The organism is Pseudomonas fluorescens, from assembly GCF_000730425.1.
GTDB lineage: Bacteria > Pseudomonadota > Gammaproteobacteria > Pseudomonadales > Pseudomonadaceae > Aquipseudomonas > Aquipseudomonas fluorescens_X.
The window spans coordinates 4,408,744-4,426,162 of record NZ_CP008896.1 but is presented as its reverse complement, the minus strand read 5'-3'; the positions used below and the strand labels follow the sequence as shown (position 1 = coordinate 4,426,162).

The following is a 17,419-nucleotide window of genomic DNA, read 5'->3' as shown; positions in this document are numbered from 1 at the left end:
CGGGCTTGCTCGCGAATGCGCTGTATCAGTCATGAATGTATGAACTGACACTCCGCATTCGCGAGCAAGCCCGCTCCCACATGTATTTTGCGTGTTATTCGTGATACTGCGCCGACAGCTCATGCACTGCACGCAGGAACGCGCCCGCATGCTCCGGGTTCACTTCCGGGGTGATGCCGTGGCCGAGGTTGAATACGTGGCCGCTGCCCTTGCCGTAGCTGGCGAGGATGCGGCCCACTTCAGTGCGGATCGCTTGCGGCTTGGCGTAGAGCACGGTCGGGTCCATGTTGCCTTGCAGGGCCACTTGGTTGCCGACGCGGCGACGGGCTTCGCCCAGGTCGCACGTCCAGTCCAGGCCCAGTGCATCGGCACCGGCGTCGGCAATGCTTTCCAGCCACAGGCCGCCGCCCTTGGTGAACATGATCACGGGCACTTGACGGCCTTCGTGTTCGCGGATCAGGCCGCTGACGATTTTGCGCATGTAGGCCAGGGAAAATTCCTGGTACGCCGCCGCCGACAGGTTGCCACCCCAGGTGTCGAAGATCTGCACCGCTTGCGCGCCGGCCATGATCTGGCCGTTGAGGTAGGAAATGACCGACTGCGCCAGCTTGTCCAGCAGCAGGTGCATGGCTTGCGGGTTGTCGTAGAGCATAGCCTTGGTCTTGCGGAAGTCTTTCGACGAACCGCCTTCGACCATGTAGGTGGCCAGGGTCCACGGGCTGCCGGAGAAGCCGATCAGCGGTACGCGGCCATTGAGTTCACGGCGAATGGTGCTGACCGCGTCCATCACGTAGCCAAGGTCTTTGTGTGGATCAGGGATCGGCAGGGCTTCGATATCGGCCAGGGTGCTGACCACTTTCCTGAAGCGTGGGCCTTCGCCGGTTTCAAAGTACAGGCCCTGGCCCATGGCATCGGGGATGGTCAGGATATCGGAGAAGAGAATGGCCGCATCCAGTTGTGGATAGCGGTCCAGCGGCTGCATCGTGACTTCGCAGGCGAACGCAGGATTCATGCACAGGCTCATGAAATCGCCCGCGTTGGCGCGGCTGGCGCGGTATTCCGGCAGGTAGCGGCCGGCTTGACGCATCATCCACACGGGGGTGACGTCTACAGGTTGCTTGAGCAGGGCACGAAGGAAACGGTCGTTCTTGAGGGCAGTCATGTCGGCATCCGCAAAAAAAGTGCGGGCATTTTCTCAGAGCCGGACGCAAAAGGCACGGTTGCAGGTCAGCCTTTTGTCTATCGGGTCAATTTGTCGCGGACATGAGAGCGTCGCAAAACAAATGTGGGAGCGGGCTTGCTCGCGAATACGGTGGCTCAGTCGACATATTTAGTGACTGATACAGCGCATTCGCGAGCAAGCCCGCTCCCACATTTTTGATCCCATTCCAGCTAGGGACCCGTATTAGACCTGCAAGTAGTCCAGGATGCCTTCGGCGGCATTGCGGCCTTCGAAGATTGCCGTCACCACCAGGTCAGAACCGCGCACCATATCGCCACCGGCGAAGATTTTCGGGTTGCTGGTCTGGTGTTTGTACTGGCCCTGCTCCGGGGCCACGACACGGCCCTGGCTGTCGGTCTGGATCTGGAACTGCTCGAACCACGGCGCCGGGCTCGGGCGGAAGCCGAAGGCGATGACCACGGCGTCCGCCGGGATGATCTCTTCGGAGCCCGGGATCGGCTCGGGGCTGCGGCGGCCACGGGCGTCCGGTTCGCCGAGGCGGGTCTCGACCACCTTCACGCCTTCGACGCGATCTTCACCGACGATAGCGATCGGCTGGCGGTTGTAGAGGAACTTCACGCCTTCTTCCTTGGCGTTCTTCACCTCTTTGCGCGAGCCCGGCATGTTGGCTTCGTCACGGCGATAGGCGCAGGTCACCGACTTGGCCCCCTGGCGGATCGAGGTACGGTTGCAGTCCATCGCGGTGTCGCCACCACCGAGTACCACGACCTTCTTGCCTTTCATGTCGACGAAATCTTCCGGCGACTTTTCAAAGCCCAGGTTGCGATTGACGTTGGCGATCAGGAAGTCGAGCGCGTCGTACACGCCGGGCAGGTCCTCACCGGCAAAACCGCCCTTCATGTAGGTGTAGGTGCCCATGCCCATGAATACAGCATCGTATTCTTCGAGCAGTTGCGCCATGGTCACGTCTTTGCCGATCTCGGTGTTCAGGCGGAACTCGATGCCCATGCCGGTGAAGACTTCGCGGCGATTGCTCAACACGGTCTTTTCCAGCTTGAACTCGGGGATGCCGAAGGTCAGCAGGCCGCCGATTTCCGGGTTCTTGTCAAATACCACCGGGGTCACGCCGCCACGTACCAGCACGTCGGCACACCCCAGGCCCGCCGGGCCTGCGCCGATGATCGCGACACGCTTGCCGGTCGGCTTGACCTTGGACATGTCCGGGCGCCAGCCCATGGCGAACGCGGTGTCGGTGATGTATTTCTCTACCGAGCCGATGGTCACTGCGCCAAAACCATCGTTGAGGGTACAGGCACCCTCGCACAGACGATCCTGCGGGCACACCCTGCCGCAAACCTCCGGCAGGGTATTGGTCTGGTGCGACAGCTCGGCGGCGGCGAGGATGTTGCCCTCGGCCACAAGCTTGAGCCAGTTGGGAATGAAGTTGTGCACCGGGCACTTCCATTCGCAATACGGGTTACCGCACCCCAGGCAGCGGTGGGCCTGGTCGGCCGAGTGCTGGGGTTTGAAGGGTTCGTAGATCTCCACGAACTCTTTCTTGCGTTGACGCAACAGTTTCTTCTTCGGATCTTTGCGCCCGACATCGATGAACTGGAAGTCGTTATTCAGACGTTCAGCCATGTTAAAACCTCATCAAACTGTTCAGGCGCATATCACTGCGGGTTGGCACGGATGCTGGAAAGCAACGATTTCAGGTTGGCAGCCTTGGGCTTGACCAGCCAGAAACGACGCAGGTAATCATCGAGGTTCTCGGCGAGGTTACGGCCCCATTCGCTGCCGGTTTCCTCGACGTACTCGTCCAGCACGTGCTGCAAGTGGTTCCGGTAGGACTCCATGGCTTCGCCGCTGATCCGCTGGATCTCGACCAACTCGTGGTTGACCTTGTCGACGAAGGTGTTGTCCTGGTCGAGCACGTAGGCGAAACCGCCGGTCATGCCCGAACCGAAGTTGTAACCGGTCTTGCCCAGTACCGCGACAAAGCCCCCGGTCATGTACTCGCAGCAGTGATCGCCCGTGCCTTCCACCACGGTGTGGGCCCCGGAGTTACGCACGGCGAAACGCTCACCGGCAGTGCCGGCGGCGAACAGCTTGCCACCGGTGGCGCCGTACAAGCAGGTGTTGCCGATGATGGCGCTGTCCTGGGTCTTGTAGATGCTGCCCGCTGGCGGAACGATCACCAGCTTGCCGCCGGTCATGCCCTTGCCCACGTAGTCGTTGGCGTCGCCTTCGAGGTACATGTGTAGGCCGCCGGCGTTCCACACGCCGAAGCTCTGGCCCGCAGTGCCCTTGAAGCGGAAGGTGATCGGCGCTTTCGCCATGCCCTGGTTGCCGTGCTTGCGCGCGATTTCGCCGGAGATCCGCGCGCCGATGGAACGGTCGCAGTTGCAGATATCCAGGGCGAATTCGCCACCGCTGGCGTCATTGATCGACGAACCGGCGATTTCCACCATCTTCTCGGCCAGCAGGCCTTTGTCGAAGGGCGGGTTACGCTCGACGCCGCAGAACTGCGGTTTGTCGGCCGGAATGTGATCGCTGCCCAGCAGCGGCGTGAGGTCCAGGTGATGTTGCTTGGCGGTCTGGCCTTCGAGGATTTCCAACAGGTCGGTGCGACCGATCAGCTCTTCGAGGGAACGCACGCCCAGCTTGGCCAGCCACTCACGGGTCTCGATGGCGACGTAGGTGAAGAAATTCACCACCATGTCGACGGTGCCGATGTAGTGATCCTTGCGCAGCTTCTCGTTCTGAGTGGCGACGCCGGTGGCGCAGTTGTTCAAGTGGCAGATGCGCAGGTATTTGCAGCCCAGGGCGATCATTGGCGCAGTCCCGAAGCCGAAGCTTTCGGCGCCGAGGATCGCGGCCTTGATCACGTCGAGGCCGGTTTTCAGGCCGCCGTCGGTCTGCACCCGGACCTTGCCGCGCAGGTCGTTGCCGCGCAGGGTCTGGTGGGTTTCGGCCAGGCCGAGTTCCCACGGTGCGCCGGCGTACTTGATGGAGGTCAGCGGCGAAGCGCCGGTGCCGCCGTCGTAGCCGGAGATGGTGATCAGGTCGGCATAGGCCTTGGCCACGCCAGCGGCAATGGTGCCCACGCCGGCTTCTGCTACCAGCTTCACCGAGACCAGCGCCTGCGGGTTGACTTGTTTCAAGTCGAAAATCAGCTGCGACAAGTCTTCGATCGAGTAGATGTCGTGGTGCGGCGGAGGCGAAATCAGCGTGACGCCCGGCACTGCGTAACGCAGCTTGGCGATCAGACCATTGACCTTGCCGCCCGGCAGCTGGCCGCCCTCACCGGGCTTGGCACCCTGGGCCACCTTGATCTGCAGCACTTCGGCGTTGACCAGGTATTCCGGGGTCACACCGAAACGACCGGTCGCAACCTGCTTGATTTTCGAGCTTTTGATGGTGCCGTAGCGCGCCGGGTCTTCCCCACCTTCGCCGGAGTTGGAACGCGCACCCAGGCGGTTCATGGCTTCGGCCAGGGCTTCGTGGGCCTCGGGGGACAAGGCGCCCAGGGAAATACCGGCGGAGTCGAAGCGCTTGAGGATCGACTCCAGCGGCTCGACTTGGGCGATGTCCATCGGCGTGTCCAGGGTCTTCACCCGGAACAGGTCACGGATCATCGACACCGGGCGGTTATCCACCAGCGCGGTGTATTCCTTGAACTTGGCGTAGTCGCCCTGTTGCACAGCAGCTTGCAGGGTGTTGACCACGTCCGGGTTGTAGGCGTGGTATTCGCCACCGTGCACGAACTTGAGCAGGCCACCTTGCTGGATCGGCTTGCGTGCGCTCCAGGCTTCGGCTGCCAGGGCTTTCTGCTCGGCTTCGATGTCGACGAAACGCGCGCCCTTGATACGGCTCGGCACGCCACGGAAGCTCAGCTCGCAGACTTCTTCCGACAGGCCGATGGCCTCGAACAACTGTGCGCCGCGGTACGACGTGACGGTGGAGATGCCCATCTTCGACAGGATCTTCAGCAGGCCCTTGGTGATGCCTTTGCGGTAGTTCTTGAACACCTCGTAGAGGTCGCCCAGCACTTCACCGGTACGGATCAGGTCACCCAGCACTTCGTAGGCCAGGAACGGGTACACCGCCGAGGCACCGAAACCGATCAGTACGGCGAAGTGATGCGGGTCGCGAGCGGTGGCGGTTTCGACGAGGATGTTGGAGTCGCAGCGCAGGCCTTTTTCGGTCAGGCGGTGGTGTACCGCACCGGTCGCCAGGGACGCGTGGATCGGCAGCTTGCCCGGGGCGATATGGCGGTCGGTCAGCACGATCTGGGTGCGACCGGCACGCACGGCTTCTTCAGCCTGATCAGCGACGTTACGCACCGCGGCTTCCAGGCCGAGGCTCTCGTCGTAGTTCAGGTCGATGATCTGGCGGTCGAAGCCTGGACGCTCCAGGGTCATCAACGAGCGCCACTTGGCCGGGGAAATCACCGGCGAGCTGAGGATCACGCGCGAAGCGTGCTCAGGCGACTCCTGGAAGATGTTGCGCTCGGCACCGAGGCACACTTCCAGGGACATGACGATGGCTTCACGCAGCGGGTCGATAGGTGGGTTGGTCACCTGGGCGAACTGCTGGCGGAAATAGTCGTACGGCGTGCGCACGCGCTGGGACAGCACGGCCATCGGCGTATCGTCGCCCATGGAGCCGACAGCCTCGTAGCCTTGCTCGCCGAGCGGGCGCAGCACCTGGTCGCGCTCCTCGAACGTGACCTGGTACATCTTCATGTACTGCTTGAGCTGGTCGACGTCATAGAACGCCGAACCGTGATCGTTGTCTTCCATGGTCGCCTGGATACGCAGGGCGTTCTTGCGCAGCCACTGCTTGTACGGGTGTCGCGACTTCAGGCGGTTGTCGATGGCATCGGTGTCGAGGATCTGCCCGGTTTCGGTGTCCACGGCGAGGATCTGGCCAGGGCCGACCCGGCCTTTGGCAATCACGTCCTGCGGCTGGTAGTTCCACACGCCGACTTCCGACGCCAGGGTGATGAAGCCGTTGGTGGTGGTGACCCAGCGCGCCGGGCGCAGGCCGTTACGGTCGAGCAGGCACACCGCGTAGCGACCATCGGTCATGACCACGCCAGCCGGGCCGTCCCACGGTTCCATGTGCATCGAGTTGTACTCATAGAACGCCCGCAGGTCGGGGTCCATGGTCTCGACGTTCTGCCACGCTGGCGGAATGATCATGCGCACGCCACGGAAAAGGTCGATGCCGCCGGTGACCATCAGTTCCAGCATGTTGTCCATGCTCGAGGAGTCGGAACCCACGCGGTTGACCAGCGGGCCGAGTTCTTCGAGGTCCATCAGGTCGTTGGCGAACTTGGTGCGACGGGCCACGGCCCAGTTGCGGTTGCCGGTGATGGTGTTGATCTCGCCGTTGTGGGCGAGGAAGCGGAATGGCTGGGCCAGCGGCCATTTCGGCAGGGTGTTGGTGGAGAAGCGCTGGTGGAACACGCAGATCGCGGTTTGCAGGCGCTCATCGCTCAGGTCTGGATAGAAGGCGGTCAAGTCCGCCGGCATCATCAGGCCTTTATAAATGATGGTCTTGTGGGAAAAGCTGCAGATGTAGTGGTCGGTGTCCAGGGCGTTGGCCACGGACGAGCGACGACGGGAGGTGAACAGCTTGATCGCCATGTCCTGGTCGCTCAGGCCGTCGCCGGCGATAAACACTTGCTCGATCTGCGGCAGACGCTCATGGGCCAGGCGGCCGAGCACGCTGGTGTCGATCGGCACTTTGCGCCAGCCGACGAGTTGCAGGCCGGCGGCGAGGATCTCGCGGTTCATGTTCTCGCGAGCGGCCTCGGCTTTGACCGGGTCCTGATTGAAGAACACCATGCCCACCGCGTATTGCTTGGGCAAATCGGCGCCGAAGGCTTCCTTGGCGACAGCGCGCAGGAACAGGTCGGGCTTTTGAATCAGCAAGCCACAACCGTCACCGGTCTTGCCGTCGGCGTTGATCCCACCACGGTGGGTCATGCAGGTCAGGGCCTCGATGGCCGTTTGCAGAAGGGTATGACTGGGTTCGCCCTGCATATGGGCGATCAGGCCGAAACCACAGTTATCCTTGAATTCATCGGGTTGGTACAGACCTGCTTTCATAGACACTTTCTCACCAGGCTGCCTCTTATTCCGAGGCAAATTTCTTTTCAATTCAACCAGTTACCTTCCGCGCCGAACGTACGCCGGCTTAGCAGGGGCAAAAGGGAGGTCATTGTACACACCGACACAGACGCCCACAAATTTGGCGACGAACTGTCGCAAATCTATGTCGCATTTATGAAAGGTTTAAAGCGATATGCTGTGCTAGTCAAAACTTTTTTAATTTTGACCGCTACGACTCAAAAGCTACCGTGACGCAGACACCACAAAGCGCGCGGCCTTCAGGGCTGCACGCTGTTGTCGTTTTTTTGAGGTGCTGGGAGGGCGACCTGGGTAAGGTCGCCGGATCTTCAGCGAGTTGTTGCGAGTTCTTGTTGAACGCTGGCAACAGTGCGAGGCCAAGGTTTACCAGCCTGAACCTTCGCTGGCAAGGCCTTGATCGCGGAATCGGCTGCCGCGCGGCTCGGGAAACTGCCGTAGGTGATCACGTAGAGAGGCTTGCCGTTGAGCACTTTCTTGAAATAACGGTACTCGCCACCCTGCTCTTTGACGAACGCCTGAGCGTTGGCTTCGGAGCTGGTGCCGAGGATCTGCACTACGTAGTTCTTGGCCGGCTGGCTGGTGTACCAGCCGCTGCCGGCAGCGGCTTTGGCCACAGTCACCGGCTTTTCAGCAGGCTTGGCGGCGGGTGCTGGCTTGGCCGCAGGCGCTGGCGTCGGCTTGACCACTGGCGCCGGGGCTGGTTTGGCGGTGGCGACCTGGGTCGGGGCAGGCGTCGGCCTGGCCGCAGGCACAGGCGCCGGGCTGGCAGTTGCGCCGGGAGGCGGGGCCACGGTGGTAACGGTGGGTGGCGTAGCGCTGGAGCCTTCTACCGGCACACCGTCGTCGCCTTCGGAGATCGCGCCCGCTTCTTCTGCCAACGGACCACGCATGACCGGCTGGCCGACCATCGGCAGGTTGGTAGGCTGGCCGGAACCGGCGAACTCAACGGCAGGCGCGCCATTGGTGGTGGGCTTGCCCAGTGGCAGTTGCGCCTGCTCGGTAGGCGCGCCTGGCGCGGTCGGTGCCTTGCTGCGGCCAGGAATCAACCAGGCGGCGGCAACGGCAACCACGACAACAGCAGAAATCGCCAGTACGTGTTTCTTCGGCATGGTGAACCCCATCTTTGGACGCTTAACCGCTGAACGGCTGGCAATCATGGCTTCGATCATCGCATCCCGGGCCACCTGGTTGATGGTGCCAGGCCAGCCGTCGGAGCTTTCGTGAATATCAGAGATCTGCTGGGCGGAGAAAAGTTCGATACCCTGGCCGGCACCTTCAAGGCGCTGAGCCAGATACTCGCGGGTTTCCTCTTCTTCGTAGGGCTGCAATTCGATGACATGGAACAGCTCTTGCTCGCCACTGAGCTGCTCCAGATCGGCAATCAGCGACGCCTCACCAAACAGGAACACATGGGGACGACCTTCCGGCGTACCCGCCGCCAGGGCCAGCAACGCTTCCAGGGCGGACTCGTCGAGCTGCTCGGCATCGTCCACCAGCAGGTAGACTTCCTGGCCGGTCAGGCCCAGTTGCACCACTTGCTTGAGAATTGCAGTCGGCTCGGCATTGGCCACGTCCAGCGCCTGGGCAACCTGGCGCAACACACCCGCCGCATCACCGGCACCACGGGCGGAAACCACCACGCTCTGCACCGATTGCTTGTTGGTACTGGCCACCAGAGCCTGGCGCAACAGCGTCTTGCCGCTGCCCAAAGGGCCTGTGACCACCAATAGCAACTGGCTGTAGCGCGCCAGGTGGTGCAACTGCCCCAACACCGGCTTGCGCTGCGCTGGGAAAAACTTGAAACCTGGGACCCGTGGCGCAAAAGGGTCATGGCTCAACTGGTAATGGCCGAGGAACGCCTCGTCGGCATGCAAACTAGTCATCGGGATCTGGTTAACCTTTCAGCTGGGCCAGGGCGCGGTAATCCGCTCCCAGCGTGGCCTGTAGAATCTCTTTCGGATAATCGTCGGTCACTACCGCTTCGCCCATTCGGCGCAACAGCACCAGACGCAAACGACCATCGATCACTTTCTTGTCTATCGCCATATGTTCGAGGAAATCAGCCTCGGTCATTTCCTCAGGAGGAATGACCGGCAACCCGGCGCGCTGGAACAGGCGAATACCGCGGTCACGCTCTTGGACACTGATCCAGCCCAGGCGTTGCGACATCTCCAACGCCATTACTGTGCCAGCCGCCACGGCCTCCCCATGCAACCAGACACCATAGCCCATATGGGTTTCAATCGCATGGCCAAAGGTGTGGCCCAGGTTCAAGGTGGCGCGCACGCCAGACTCACGCTCGTCGGCGTTGACCACCAGTGCCTTGGCCGCGCAGGAGCGGGAGATCGCCTCGGTCAGCGCCACCTGGTCCAGGTTGCGCAAGGCATCGACGTGTTCTTCAAGCCAGGCCAGGAACGGCTCATCGCAGATCAACCCGTACTTGATAACCTCCGCCAGACCCGCCGACAACTCGCGGGGTGGCAAGGTATTGAGCGTCGCGGTATCGATCAGCACGGCATTGGGCTGGTAGAACGCACCGACCATGTTCTTGCCCAGGGGATGGTTGATGCCGGTCTTGCCGCCCACCGACGAATCGACCTGGGACAGCAACGTGGTCGGCACCTGGATAAAGTCCACGCCTCGCTGGTAACAGGCCGCCGCAAACCCAGCCATATCGCCGATCACGCCGCCACCAAGGGCTATCACCGTGGTACGCCGGTCGTGGCGCGCGGTGAGCAGCCCGTCAAAGATCCGTTGCAGGGTTTCCCAGTTCTTGAAGGCTTCGCCGTCGGGAAGAATCACCGAGATCACCGAATACGCCGCAAGGCTGCGGCTCAGACGCTCAAGGTACAGCGGCGCCACTGTCTCGTTGGAGATGATTGCCACTTGTCGCCCGGCAATATGCGGTGCGAGCAACTTGGGCTGGTCCAACAAACCTTCACCGATATGGATCGGGTAGCTACGCTCGCCAAGATCGACCTTAAGTGTCTGCATGTGTCCCCGCGCTGAAGATAGAAGCAGGCGTCCTGCCGTGTATTAACGTTGTCGGCATCGTCGAGATCGGACGCTGCATGATGGCTCTACGCCACAACTCGGACGGCTGTGACGCGCTGCCGAGAATAGCGCATTTCGGCCCAGGCTTTAACGGGGCGGCAACTGCTGCAAGCGTTCAAGAATGTCGATTACGACCATGCGCGGTGGCCGCTCATCGGTTTCCACCACCAGGTCGGCGATTTCCCGATAAAGCGGATCGCGTAGCGTCAGCAAATCGCGCAAGGTTTTCTCCGGATTGGCAGTGCGCAGCAATGGCCGATTGCGATCGCGAGCGGTACGCCCGACTTGCTGCTCGACCGATGCATGCAAATACACCACTCGGCCGCCGGCATGCAGCGCCCGCCGGTTTTCCTCACGCATCACCGCGCCGCCGCCGGTGGCCAATACCACGCCATCGCAGCCGCACAACTCGGCAATCATCGCCTGTTCGCGGTCGCGAAAGCCCAGTTCGCCTTCCTTATCGAAGATCCACGGGATATTGGCGCCCGTGCGCAATTCAATTTCCTTATCGGAGTCTTTGAATGGCAGGCGCAGCTCTTTGGCCAGCAAACGGCCGATGGTGCTTTTTCCAGCCCCCATCGGCCCTACAAGAATCAAATTTCGCACAGAATCAACGACTCACAGCAATCGCCTGGTTATTCATAATACGCGGAGTCAGGAATACCAGCAGCTCGGATTTTCTTTGGGCCACGACATCACGCCGGAAAAGGCGGCCAAGATACGGCACATCGCCCAAAAATGGCACTTTATCTACCACCTTGCTTTGGTTTTTGGAGAAAACCCCACCGAGGACGATGGTCTCGCCGTCCTTGACCTGGACCTTGGCGTTGACCTCATTCTTCTTGATAGGCGGCACATCGTTGAGTTTGTTCAGGTAGTCCGGCTCATCCTTGGTCACCCGGACCTCCATGATGACCTGGCCATCCGGAGTGATTTGTGGCGTCACTTCCAAGGAAAGCGAGGCTTCCTTGAACGAAACCGAAGTCGCCCCTTCGGACGTGGCTTCCTGGTAAGGAATCTCAGTGCCCTTGAGAATCCGCGCCGTCTCCTTGTCGGAGGTCACCACCTTGGGCTGGGAGATCACTTCACCATTGCCGCCTTTTTCCATGGCCGTGAGTTCCAGGTCCAGCAACACGTTATCGGTAACAAACGCGATACCCAGGCCAGAGCTTGCGTTAACGACCCCCAGGTCAACGAACGGCGAGCTATCGGGCGACTCGCCCTCACCTGACGGGCTGTTGTCGACGCCACCACCACTCCAATTGCCTTTATTCCGCAGCAACCCGCCCCAGCGCACCCCTACGCTTTTGTCATAGTCGACATTGGCTTCGACTATTCGTGCCTCGATCATCACCTGGCGTACCGGGACATCCAGTTGGTTGACGATGCGCCGCAACTCTTCCAAACGCTCCCCCGTCTGGTAGGCGATGATGTTGTTGGTCCGGTCATCTACCGTCACCGAACCACGCTCATCAGCCACCCCCTCAGACCCGCCCACCGACTGGAACAGTTTGGCCAACTCGGCCGCCCTGGCGTAATTGACTTGCAACAGCTCCCGCCGCAGCGGCGCCAGTTCGGTCATCAACTTGCGTGATTCCAGGGCCAGCCGCTCGCGCGCGGCCAGTTCCTCGGCCGGCGCCACCAGCAGCACATTGGCCGTCACGCGTTGATCGAGGCCCTTGGCCTGCAGCACCAGATCCAGGGCTTGATCCCAGGGCACATCCTTGAGGCGCAAGGTAATCGAGCCCTGCACATCATCGCCGGCCACCAGGTTGAGGCCGGCCACATCGGCAATCTGCTGCAGTACTGCGCGGACCTCGATGTCCTGGAAATTGAGGGACAACCTGTCACCGTCAAAGGAGCCACGCCCATTGCCCAGAGGCGAAGCACCGGGAGGTGGCAACTGAATCAGGTCGATTCTCTTGGGCACAGCCTCAGTCATCGGTGCCGTGAACGCTATCCATAGCGCCACACCGAAGGACGAAATAATCCTTTTCATTTTTTGCTTCCGTTATGAATTCACGTTCAACACCAGAGTGCGCGGGCGCTCAAGCCAAGCACCCTCACCATCGGGAAAAAGCTCGACCAGCTCCAACCGCCCCTCGTGGATCGCCACGACGCGCCCATGATCGGTCCCCAGGTAATCCCCCACCGCCAGGCGATGAACACCTGCGACGCCACGCAGCAGGGCAAAGGTCTGCGCGCCCAGTGAAAGGGTGCCGACCATCTGGAACTGATCGACGGCAAACCCTTCGAGAAACTGCCGGGGGCGGTCGAAGTCCGGCGCGGGTCCGGGCTTGCCGGCGGCACGAACGGCAGGCGGGTCCGGGGGCTGAAAAGGATCACGCAGGGGTGGCGCGCTGGAGAAAAACCTTGGCCCTGGCATGACTGCCGGCGCTTCGTGAGCAAGAGGCACTGCCTGCTGGCGAATCGCTTGCAACTCGTCATTCAACACCTGCAACTGCGGGTCATTCTCGCATCCAGCAAGCAAGACCAGGCTCAAACCCATGACCTTGAGGCGGCTCATGGCAAGGCTCCCGGGTTGCTGTACCGGTAGGTCTTGGCAAGCATCGTCAGGCTCAGCAATGCACCACCCTGGGAGTCAACAGGGCGAATGATAAAGTCATGCAGGGTAACGATATGCGACAACCCAGCCACGCCATGAATGAACGCCAGAAGGTCATGGTAAGTGCCCAGCAGCTTGAGCTGCATCGGCCGCTCGACGAACACCGGCTGCACCTGCTCGTCCAGCACACTGAGCTGATCGACCAACACCCCACTGGCGTGCCCCAGACGGGCGAAGTCTTCCAGCAGGCCAGGCATTTGCATCAGCGTCGGCATTTGGCGCAACTGTTCGGTGAAGGCGATACGCAGGGTCTCAAGCTCGCGCACCACCCTGTCATGCTGGGCGGCTTGCCGGGCCTTTGCGGCAAACTGCTGGCGCAGTGTTATTTCTCCCGCTTCCTGACGCTGCAAGGCCTCGCGGGCACCGCCCAGGTACACAGCATCCCCTGCCACTAGCACCAGCAAGGCAAGCGCGGCGCCCACCAGCAGCCTGCCAGCCAAGGGCCAGTGAGCGATGTTGCGGTACAGCATGGAGAGTTGCGGGAGTGCCAGCCCTGACAGGCTGGACGATAGACTCACCGCTGCATCTCCTGGCGCTCCCCATGATCCACCATCAACTGGAAGGCGCTGCCCGCACCATCCTCCTCGGCCCGGACATGGCGCAGGTTGGGCGCGCGTAGCGTGCTGGAAGCCTCCAGGCTACGCATCAACCGGGCGACATCGTCGCTGGACACCGCCGTGCCGGTGACCTCCACCAAGGTGCCGCTGACGCTGACCTCATGCAACCGGACGCCATCCGGCACCGCACGGGCCAACTGCTCGAACAGCTCCTGGCCTGCCGCGCGATGGCCCTGGAGATCTTCGACCACCTTCATCCGCTCCATCAGTTGCTGGCGCTGTTCGCGCAAATCGTCGATGGTCTTGATGCGCGAATCCAAGATGGTGACTTGCTTGCTCAAATGGTTGTTACGGGCCACTTGTCGATCAATCGCGCGATCGATGACCCGATCAGCCAGCCATACGGCGGCCAATGCAATCGTGGTGATCACCAACAGAAAAATCAGGAAAAACTTGCGACGGCGCTCCGCCCGTTCTTCACGCCAGGGCAAAAGGTTGATTCTTGTCATCAATCGAAACTCCTGAGGGCCAAACCGCAGGCGACACGCAATCCCTGGGCATCGGCAGCCCATTGTGCACTATTGATACCATTCCCCGGCGCTATGCGAGCGACCACCTGATCGGTCACCCGCGCCAAGGCAAACGCCTCTACATCCACCACTCGCGCAACCAGGCCAGACATGGCCAATACCGCCTCACGCGCTTCCACCTGCTCCTTGAGGCACGCCACAAGCAGCACATCAACATAACCGGGTTCACGACCCGATGGGCCCTGGACCTGAAAATCAATGGCTACCTCATCCAGCGGATAAGGAACGTACTGGTCAGCTTCGCAGCGCAAGCGCTGCTCCATCTCATCGGCCTCAAGCCCTGCCTCCAGCGCAATCACCCGGCTGATCACCGAAGGCCCCGCCACGGCAACGGCCGCATGGGTGACCTGGGTCTGTGCACGGAACAATGCCTTGGAAAGGGTCTGCGCGACAACCTCCAGATCAACGATACTACTGTCGATCACCGCATGACCCGGCAAAGGCTGGCTCGCATACGCACGCATGGCATAGCCATCGCCGGCGCGGGCCAGCTCCACTATCTTCACGCCGCTGTCCTGGATATCCACACCCAGTACGGTATCGGCTTTTCGCCTGAAAAATCCCTTTTTCATAAAACTCCCTAAAGCTTTGCCTGTCTCAGGGCTGGCCAGTTCTGGGGTTGATGCATTCGGTCGGCTCGGTTGAGCGGCGCCCATGACGCCCCGAGGCGAAAAATGCTTTAATGCCCAGCGTTTTTTCCCGCTTTTTATCTGCAGGTCGGGTCGATACAACCTTAGTCATGCCTATCCCGACACTTAACTCATTCTTTTCTCTGGAAATCCAAAAGCCTTGATTCGTCTGCTGAAGTTTCTCGGATACTCCTTCGTCGCTATCGTTTGCGGGCTGCTGCTCGTGTTCAGCGGCGCCTATCTCTACCTTAGCCCGGGATTGCCCTCGGTAGAGGCCCTGAGAAGTATCCAGTTGCAGATTCCTTTGCGGGTCTACAGCAGCGATGAAAAGCTGATCGCGGAGTTTGGCGAAATGCGCCGTACCCCGATCCGTTTCGCCGACATCCCACCCAATTTCATCAATGCCCTGCTGTCAGCCGAAGACGATAACTTTGCCAACCACTACGGCGTGGACCCCAGCAGCCTGGTGCGTGCGGCCACGCAGTTGGTAAAAAGCGGACACATCCAATCGGGTGGCAGCACCATCACCATGCAGGTAGCGAAGAACTTCTTCCTGACCAGCGAACGCAGCTTCTCGCGCAAGGCCACGGAAATCCTCCTGGCGCTGCAGATCGAACGCCAACTGACCAAGGATGAAATCCTTGAGCTGTACGTCAACAAGATCTACCTGGGCAACCGTGCCTACGGGATCGAGGCGGCGTCCCAGGTGTACTACGGCAAGTCGATTCGCGATGCCAGCCTGGCACAAATGGCAATGATTGCCGGCCTGCCCAAGGCGCCTTCGCGCTTCAACCCGCTGGCCAACCCGGCCCGCAGCAAGGAGCGTCGCGACTGGATCCTGGGGCGGATGTACAAGCTGGGCAAGATTGACCAGAACGCCTATGAAGCGGCAGTGGCCGAACCGCTGAACGCCAGCTACCACGTGCCGACGCCAGAAGTCAGCGCACCCTATATCGCCGAGATGGCCCGCGCCGAAATGGTTGGCCGCTACGGCAGCGACGCCTACACCGAAGGTTTCCGCGTCACGACGACCATTCCGAGCAATTTGCAGGAAATCGCCAACCACGCGGTGCATGAAGGCCTGATCACCTACGACCAGCGCCATGGTTATCGCGGGCCGGAATCGCGCCTGCCGGGCAAGACCCTGAGCGCCTGGACCGTCGAACTGGGCAAGCAGCGCTCCATCAGTGGCCTGGATCCGGCCATCGTCACCCAGGTGAAAAAAGATGGCGTGCAAGTCCTGACCCGCAGCGGTGAAGAGCATGTGCCGTGGGACAGCATGAAATGGGCCCGCCCCTTCCTGAATACCAACAGCATGGGGCCGATGCCCAAGCAGCCGTCGGATGTGGCTCAGGTCGGCGACCTGATCCGCGTGCAGCGCCAGAAGGACGACAGCCTGAAATTCAGCCAGGTCCCGGTCGCCCAGGGCGCACTGGTCTCCCTGGACCCGCAGAACGGTGCGATCCGCGCCCTGGTCGGTGGTTTCGCCTTCGAGCAGAGCAACTACAACCGCGCCACCCAGGCCAAGCGCCAGCCGGGCTCCAGCTTCAAGCCATTCGTCTACAGCGCCGCGCTGGATAACGGCTACACCGCCGCCAGCCTGGTCAACGATGCGCCTATCGTGTTTGTCGACGAGTACCTGGACAAGGTCTGGCGCCCGAAGAACGACACCAACACCTTCCTCGGCCCGATCCGCGTGCGCGAGGCGCTGTACAAGTCGCGCAACCTGGTGTCGATCCGCTTGCTGCAGGCGATGGGCGTGGGCAAGACCATCGACTACATGACCCGCTTCGGCTTCAACAAGCAGGACCTGCCGCCAAACCTGTCCCTGGCCCTGGGCACCGCGACCCTCACGCCAATGGAAATCGCCACCGGCTGGAGCGTGTTCGCCAACGGCGGCTACAAGGTCACGCCGTACCTGATCGACAAGATCGAGAGCCGCAACGGTGACACACTGTTCGTCGCCAACCCGCCGAGCGTGCCCAACACCGTCGCCGCCAGCGATGGCCTGGCCGCCCCCGCCAACGGCGGTATCACCATCGAGCCGGCACCTGGTGCCGCACCTACCGATGCGGCAACTGCCCCACCAACCCCGGCAGTGGCAGAGCGCGTGGTTGACGGGCGTACCACCTACATCCTCACCAGCATGCTGCAGGACGTGATCAAGCGCGGCACCGGCCGCCGTGCCCTGGCCTTGGGCCGCACGGACCTGGCAGGCAAGACCGGCACCACCAACGAATCCAAGGATGCGTGGTTCTCCGGCTACAACGCCGACTACATCACCACTGTCTGGACGGGCTACGACCAGCCGGAAAGCCTCGGTCGCCGCGAATACGGCGGCACCGTCGCGCTGCCGATCTGGATGAGCTACATGGGCGGCGCCCTCAAGGACAAGCCAGCCCACACCCAGGCCGAGCCGGAAGGCATCCTCAGCCTACGCATCGACCCGATCAGTGGCCGCGCCGCCGCACCCGGCACACCGAATGCGTACTTTGAACTGTTCAAGAGCGAAGACACGCCGCCGTCGATGAATGAGCTGGGCAATGGTGTGGCACCGGGTAGCCCGCTACCGGCGGATGAATCGGCGCCGATCGACCTGTTCTGATGAACACAGCCCGC

General features: G+C 61.5%; 11 protein-coding genes and 1 pseudogene. 1 reads left to right on the top strand and 11 read right to left on the bottom strand.

What is annotated here, in order from left to right; translation table 11 throughout:
* Positions 1 to 94 precede the first annotated feature (94 nt).
* The 11 genes and pseudogenes from hemE to pilM form a co-directional block, all read right to left on the bottom strand.
* Positions 95 to 1,162, bottom strand: a complete 1,068-nt coding sequence (gene hemE / locus HZ99_RS19775) for a uroporphyrinogen decarboxylase (protein WP_038445440.1) — start codon at positions 1,160 to 1,162, stop codon at positions 95 to 97.
* A 243-nt stretch (positions 1,163 to 1,405) separates the two neighbouring features.
* Positions 1,406 to 2,824 (bottom strand): FAD-dependent oxidoreductase, encoded by a 1,419-nt coding sequence (locus HZ99_RS19770; RefSeq protein ID WP_038445438.1) that lies wholly within the window; start codon positions 2,822 to 2,824, stop codon positions 1,406 to 1,408.
* A gap of 32 nt (positions 2,825 to 2,856) precedes the next feature.
* Positions 2,857 to 7,302: a glutamate synthase large subunit gene (gltB, locus tag HZ99_RS19765; protein ID WP_038445436.1), complete on the bottom strand. Its 4,446-nt coding sequence runs from the start codon at positions 7,300 to 7,302 to the stop codon at positions 2,857 to 2,859.
* 350 nt (positions 7,303 to 7,652) lie between these two features.
* Complete coding sequence (locus HZ99_RS19760; protein ID WP_038445434.1) at positions 7,653 to 9,227, bottom strand: SPOR domain-containing protein; 1,575 nt, start codon at positions 9,225 to 9,227, stop codon at positions 7,653 to 7,655.
* A 10-nt stretch (positions 9,228 to 9,237) separates the two neighbouring features.
* Positions 9,238 to 10,338, bottom strand: a complete 1,101-nt coding sequence (aroB, locus tag HZ99_RS19755; RefSeq protein WP_038445432.1) for a 3-dehydroquinate synthase — start codon at positions 10,336 to 10,338, stop codon at positions 9,238 to 9,240.
* A gap of 147 nt (positions 10,339 to 10,485) precedes the next feature.
* Positions 10,486 to 11,004, bottom strand: a complete 519-nt coding sequence (gene aroK, locus HZ99_RS19750) for a shikimate kinase AroK (RefSeq protein ID WP_038445430.1) — start codon at positions 11,002 to 11,004, stop codon at positions 10,486 to 10,488.
* 4 nt (positions 11,005 to 11,008) lie between these two features.
* The gene (locus tag HZ99_RS19745; protein WP_038445429.1) at positions 11,009 to 12,340 is read right to left on the bottom strand and encodes a type IV pilus secretin PilQ; all 1,332 of its coding nucleotides are present in this window, start codon (positions 12,338 to 12,340) and stop codon (positions 11,009 to 11,011) included.
* Between the two features lie 69 nt (positions 12,341 to 12,409).
* Positions 12,410 to 12,793 (bottom strand): annotated as a pseudogene (locus HZ99_RS19740) (pilus assembly protein PilP); the annotation flags it as partial.
* A 128-nt stretch (positions 12,794 to 12,921) separates the two neighbouring features.
* Positions 12,922 to 13,542 (bottom strand): type 4a pilus biogenesis protein PilO, encoded by a 621-nt coding sequence (locus HZ99_RS19735; RefSeq protein WP_051903194.1) that lies wholly within the window; start codon positions 13,540 to 13,542, stop codon positions 12,922 to 12,924.
* Positions 13,539 to 14,090 carry a PilN domain-containing protein gene (locus HZ99_RS19730; protein WP_038445427.1) on the bottom strand — a complete coding sequence of 184 codons (552 nt, stop codon included), beginning with the start codon at positions 14,088 to 14,090 and terminating at the stop codon, positions 13,539 to 13,541. The genes HZ99_RS19735 and HZ99_RS19730 overlap by 4 nt, the downstream gene beginning before the upstream one ends.
* Complete coding sequence (gene pilM / locus HZ99_RS19725) at positions 14,090 to 14,743, bottom strand: type IV pilus biogenesis protein PilM (RefSeq protein ID WP_038445425.1); 654 nt, start codon at positions 14,741 to 14,743, stop codon at positions 14,090 to 14,092. Before pilM ends, HZ99_RS19730 begins: the two co-directional genes overlap by 1 nt.
* A 220-nt stretch (positions 14,744 to 14,963) precedes the next feature.
* Between pilM and HZ99_RS19720 the strand changes: the two genes are divergently transcribed.
* Positions 14,964 to 17,405 (top strand): penicillin-binding protein 1A, encoded by a 2,442-nt coding sequence (locus HZ99_RS19720; protein ID WP_181883243.1) that lies wholly within the window; start codon positions 14,964 to 14,966, stop codon positions 17,403 to 17,405.
* Positions 17,406 to 17,419 lie beyond the last annotated feature (14 nt).

Excerpts from the sequence above, each read along its gene's own strand:
- gltB (WP_038445436.1), bottom strand. The coding sequence starts at position 7,302 with ATGAAAGCAGGTCTGTACCAACCCGATGAATTCAAGGATAACTGTGGT.
- aroB (WP_038445432.1), bottom strand. The coding sequence starts at position 10,338 with ATGCAGACACTTAAGGTCGATCTTGGCGAGCGTAGCTACCCGATCCAT.
- HZ99_RS19730 (WP_038445427.1), bottom strand. The coding sequence starts at position 14,090 with ATGACAAGAATCAACCTTTTGCCCTGGCGTGAAGAACGGGCGGAGCGC.
- HZ99_RS19760 (WP_038445434.1), bottom strand. The coding sequence starts at position 9,227 with ATGACTAGTTTGCATGCCGACGAGGCGTTCCTCGGCCATTACCAGTTG.
- pilM (WP_038445425.1), bottom strand. The coding sequence starts at position 14,743 with ATGAAAAAGGGATTTTTCAGGCGAAAAGCCGATACCGTACTGGGTGTG.
- HZ99_RS19770 (WP_038445438.1), bottom strand. The coding sequence starts at position 2,824 with ATGGCTGAACGTCTGAATAACGACTTCCAGTTCATCGATGTCGGGCGC.
- hemE (WP_038445440.1), bottom strand. The coding sequence starts at position 1,162 with ATGACTGCCCTCAAGAACGACCGTTTCCTTCGTGCCCTGCTCAAGCAA.
- HZ99_RS19745 (WP_038445429.1), bottom strand. The coding sequence starts at position 12,340 with ATGACTGAGGCTGTGCCCAAGAGAATCGACCTGATTCAGTTGCCACCT.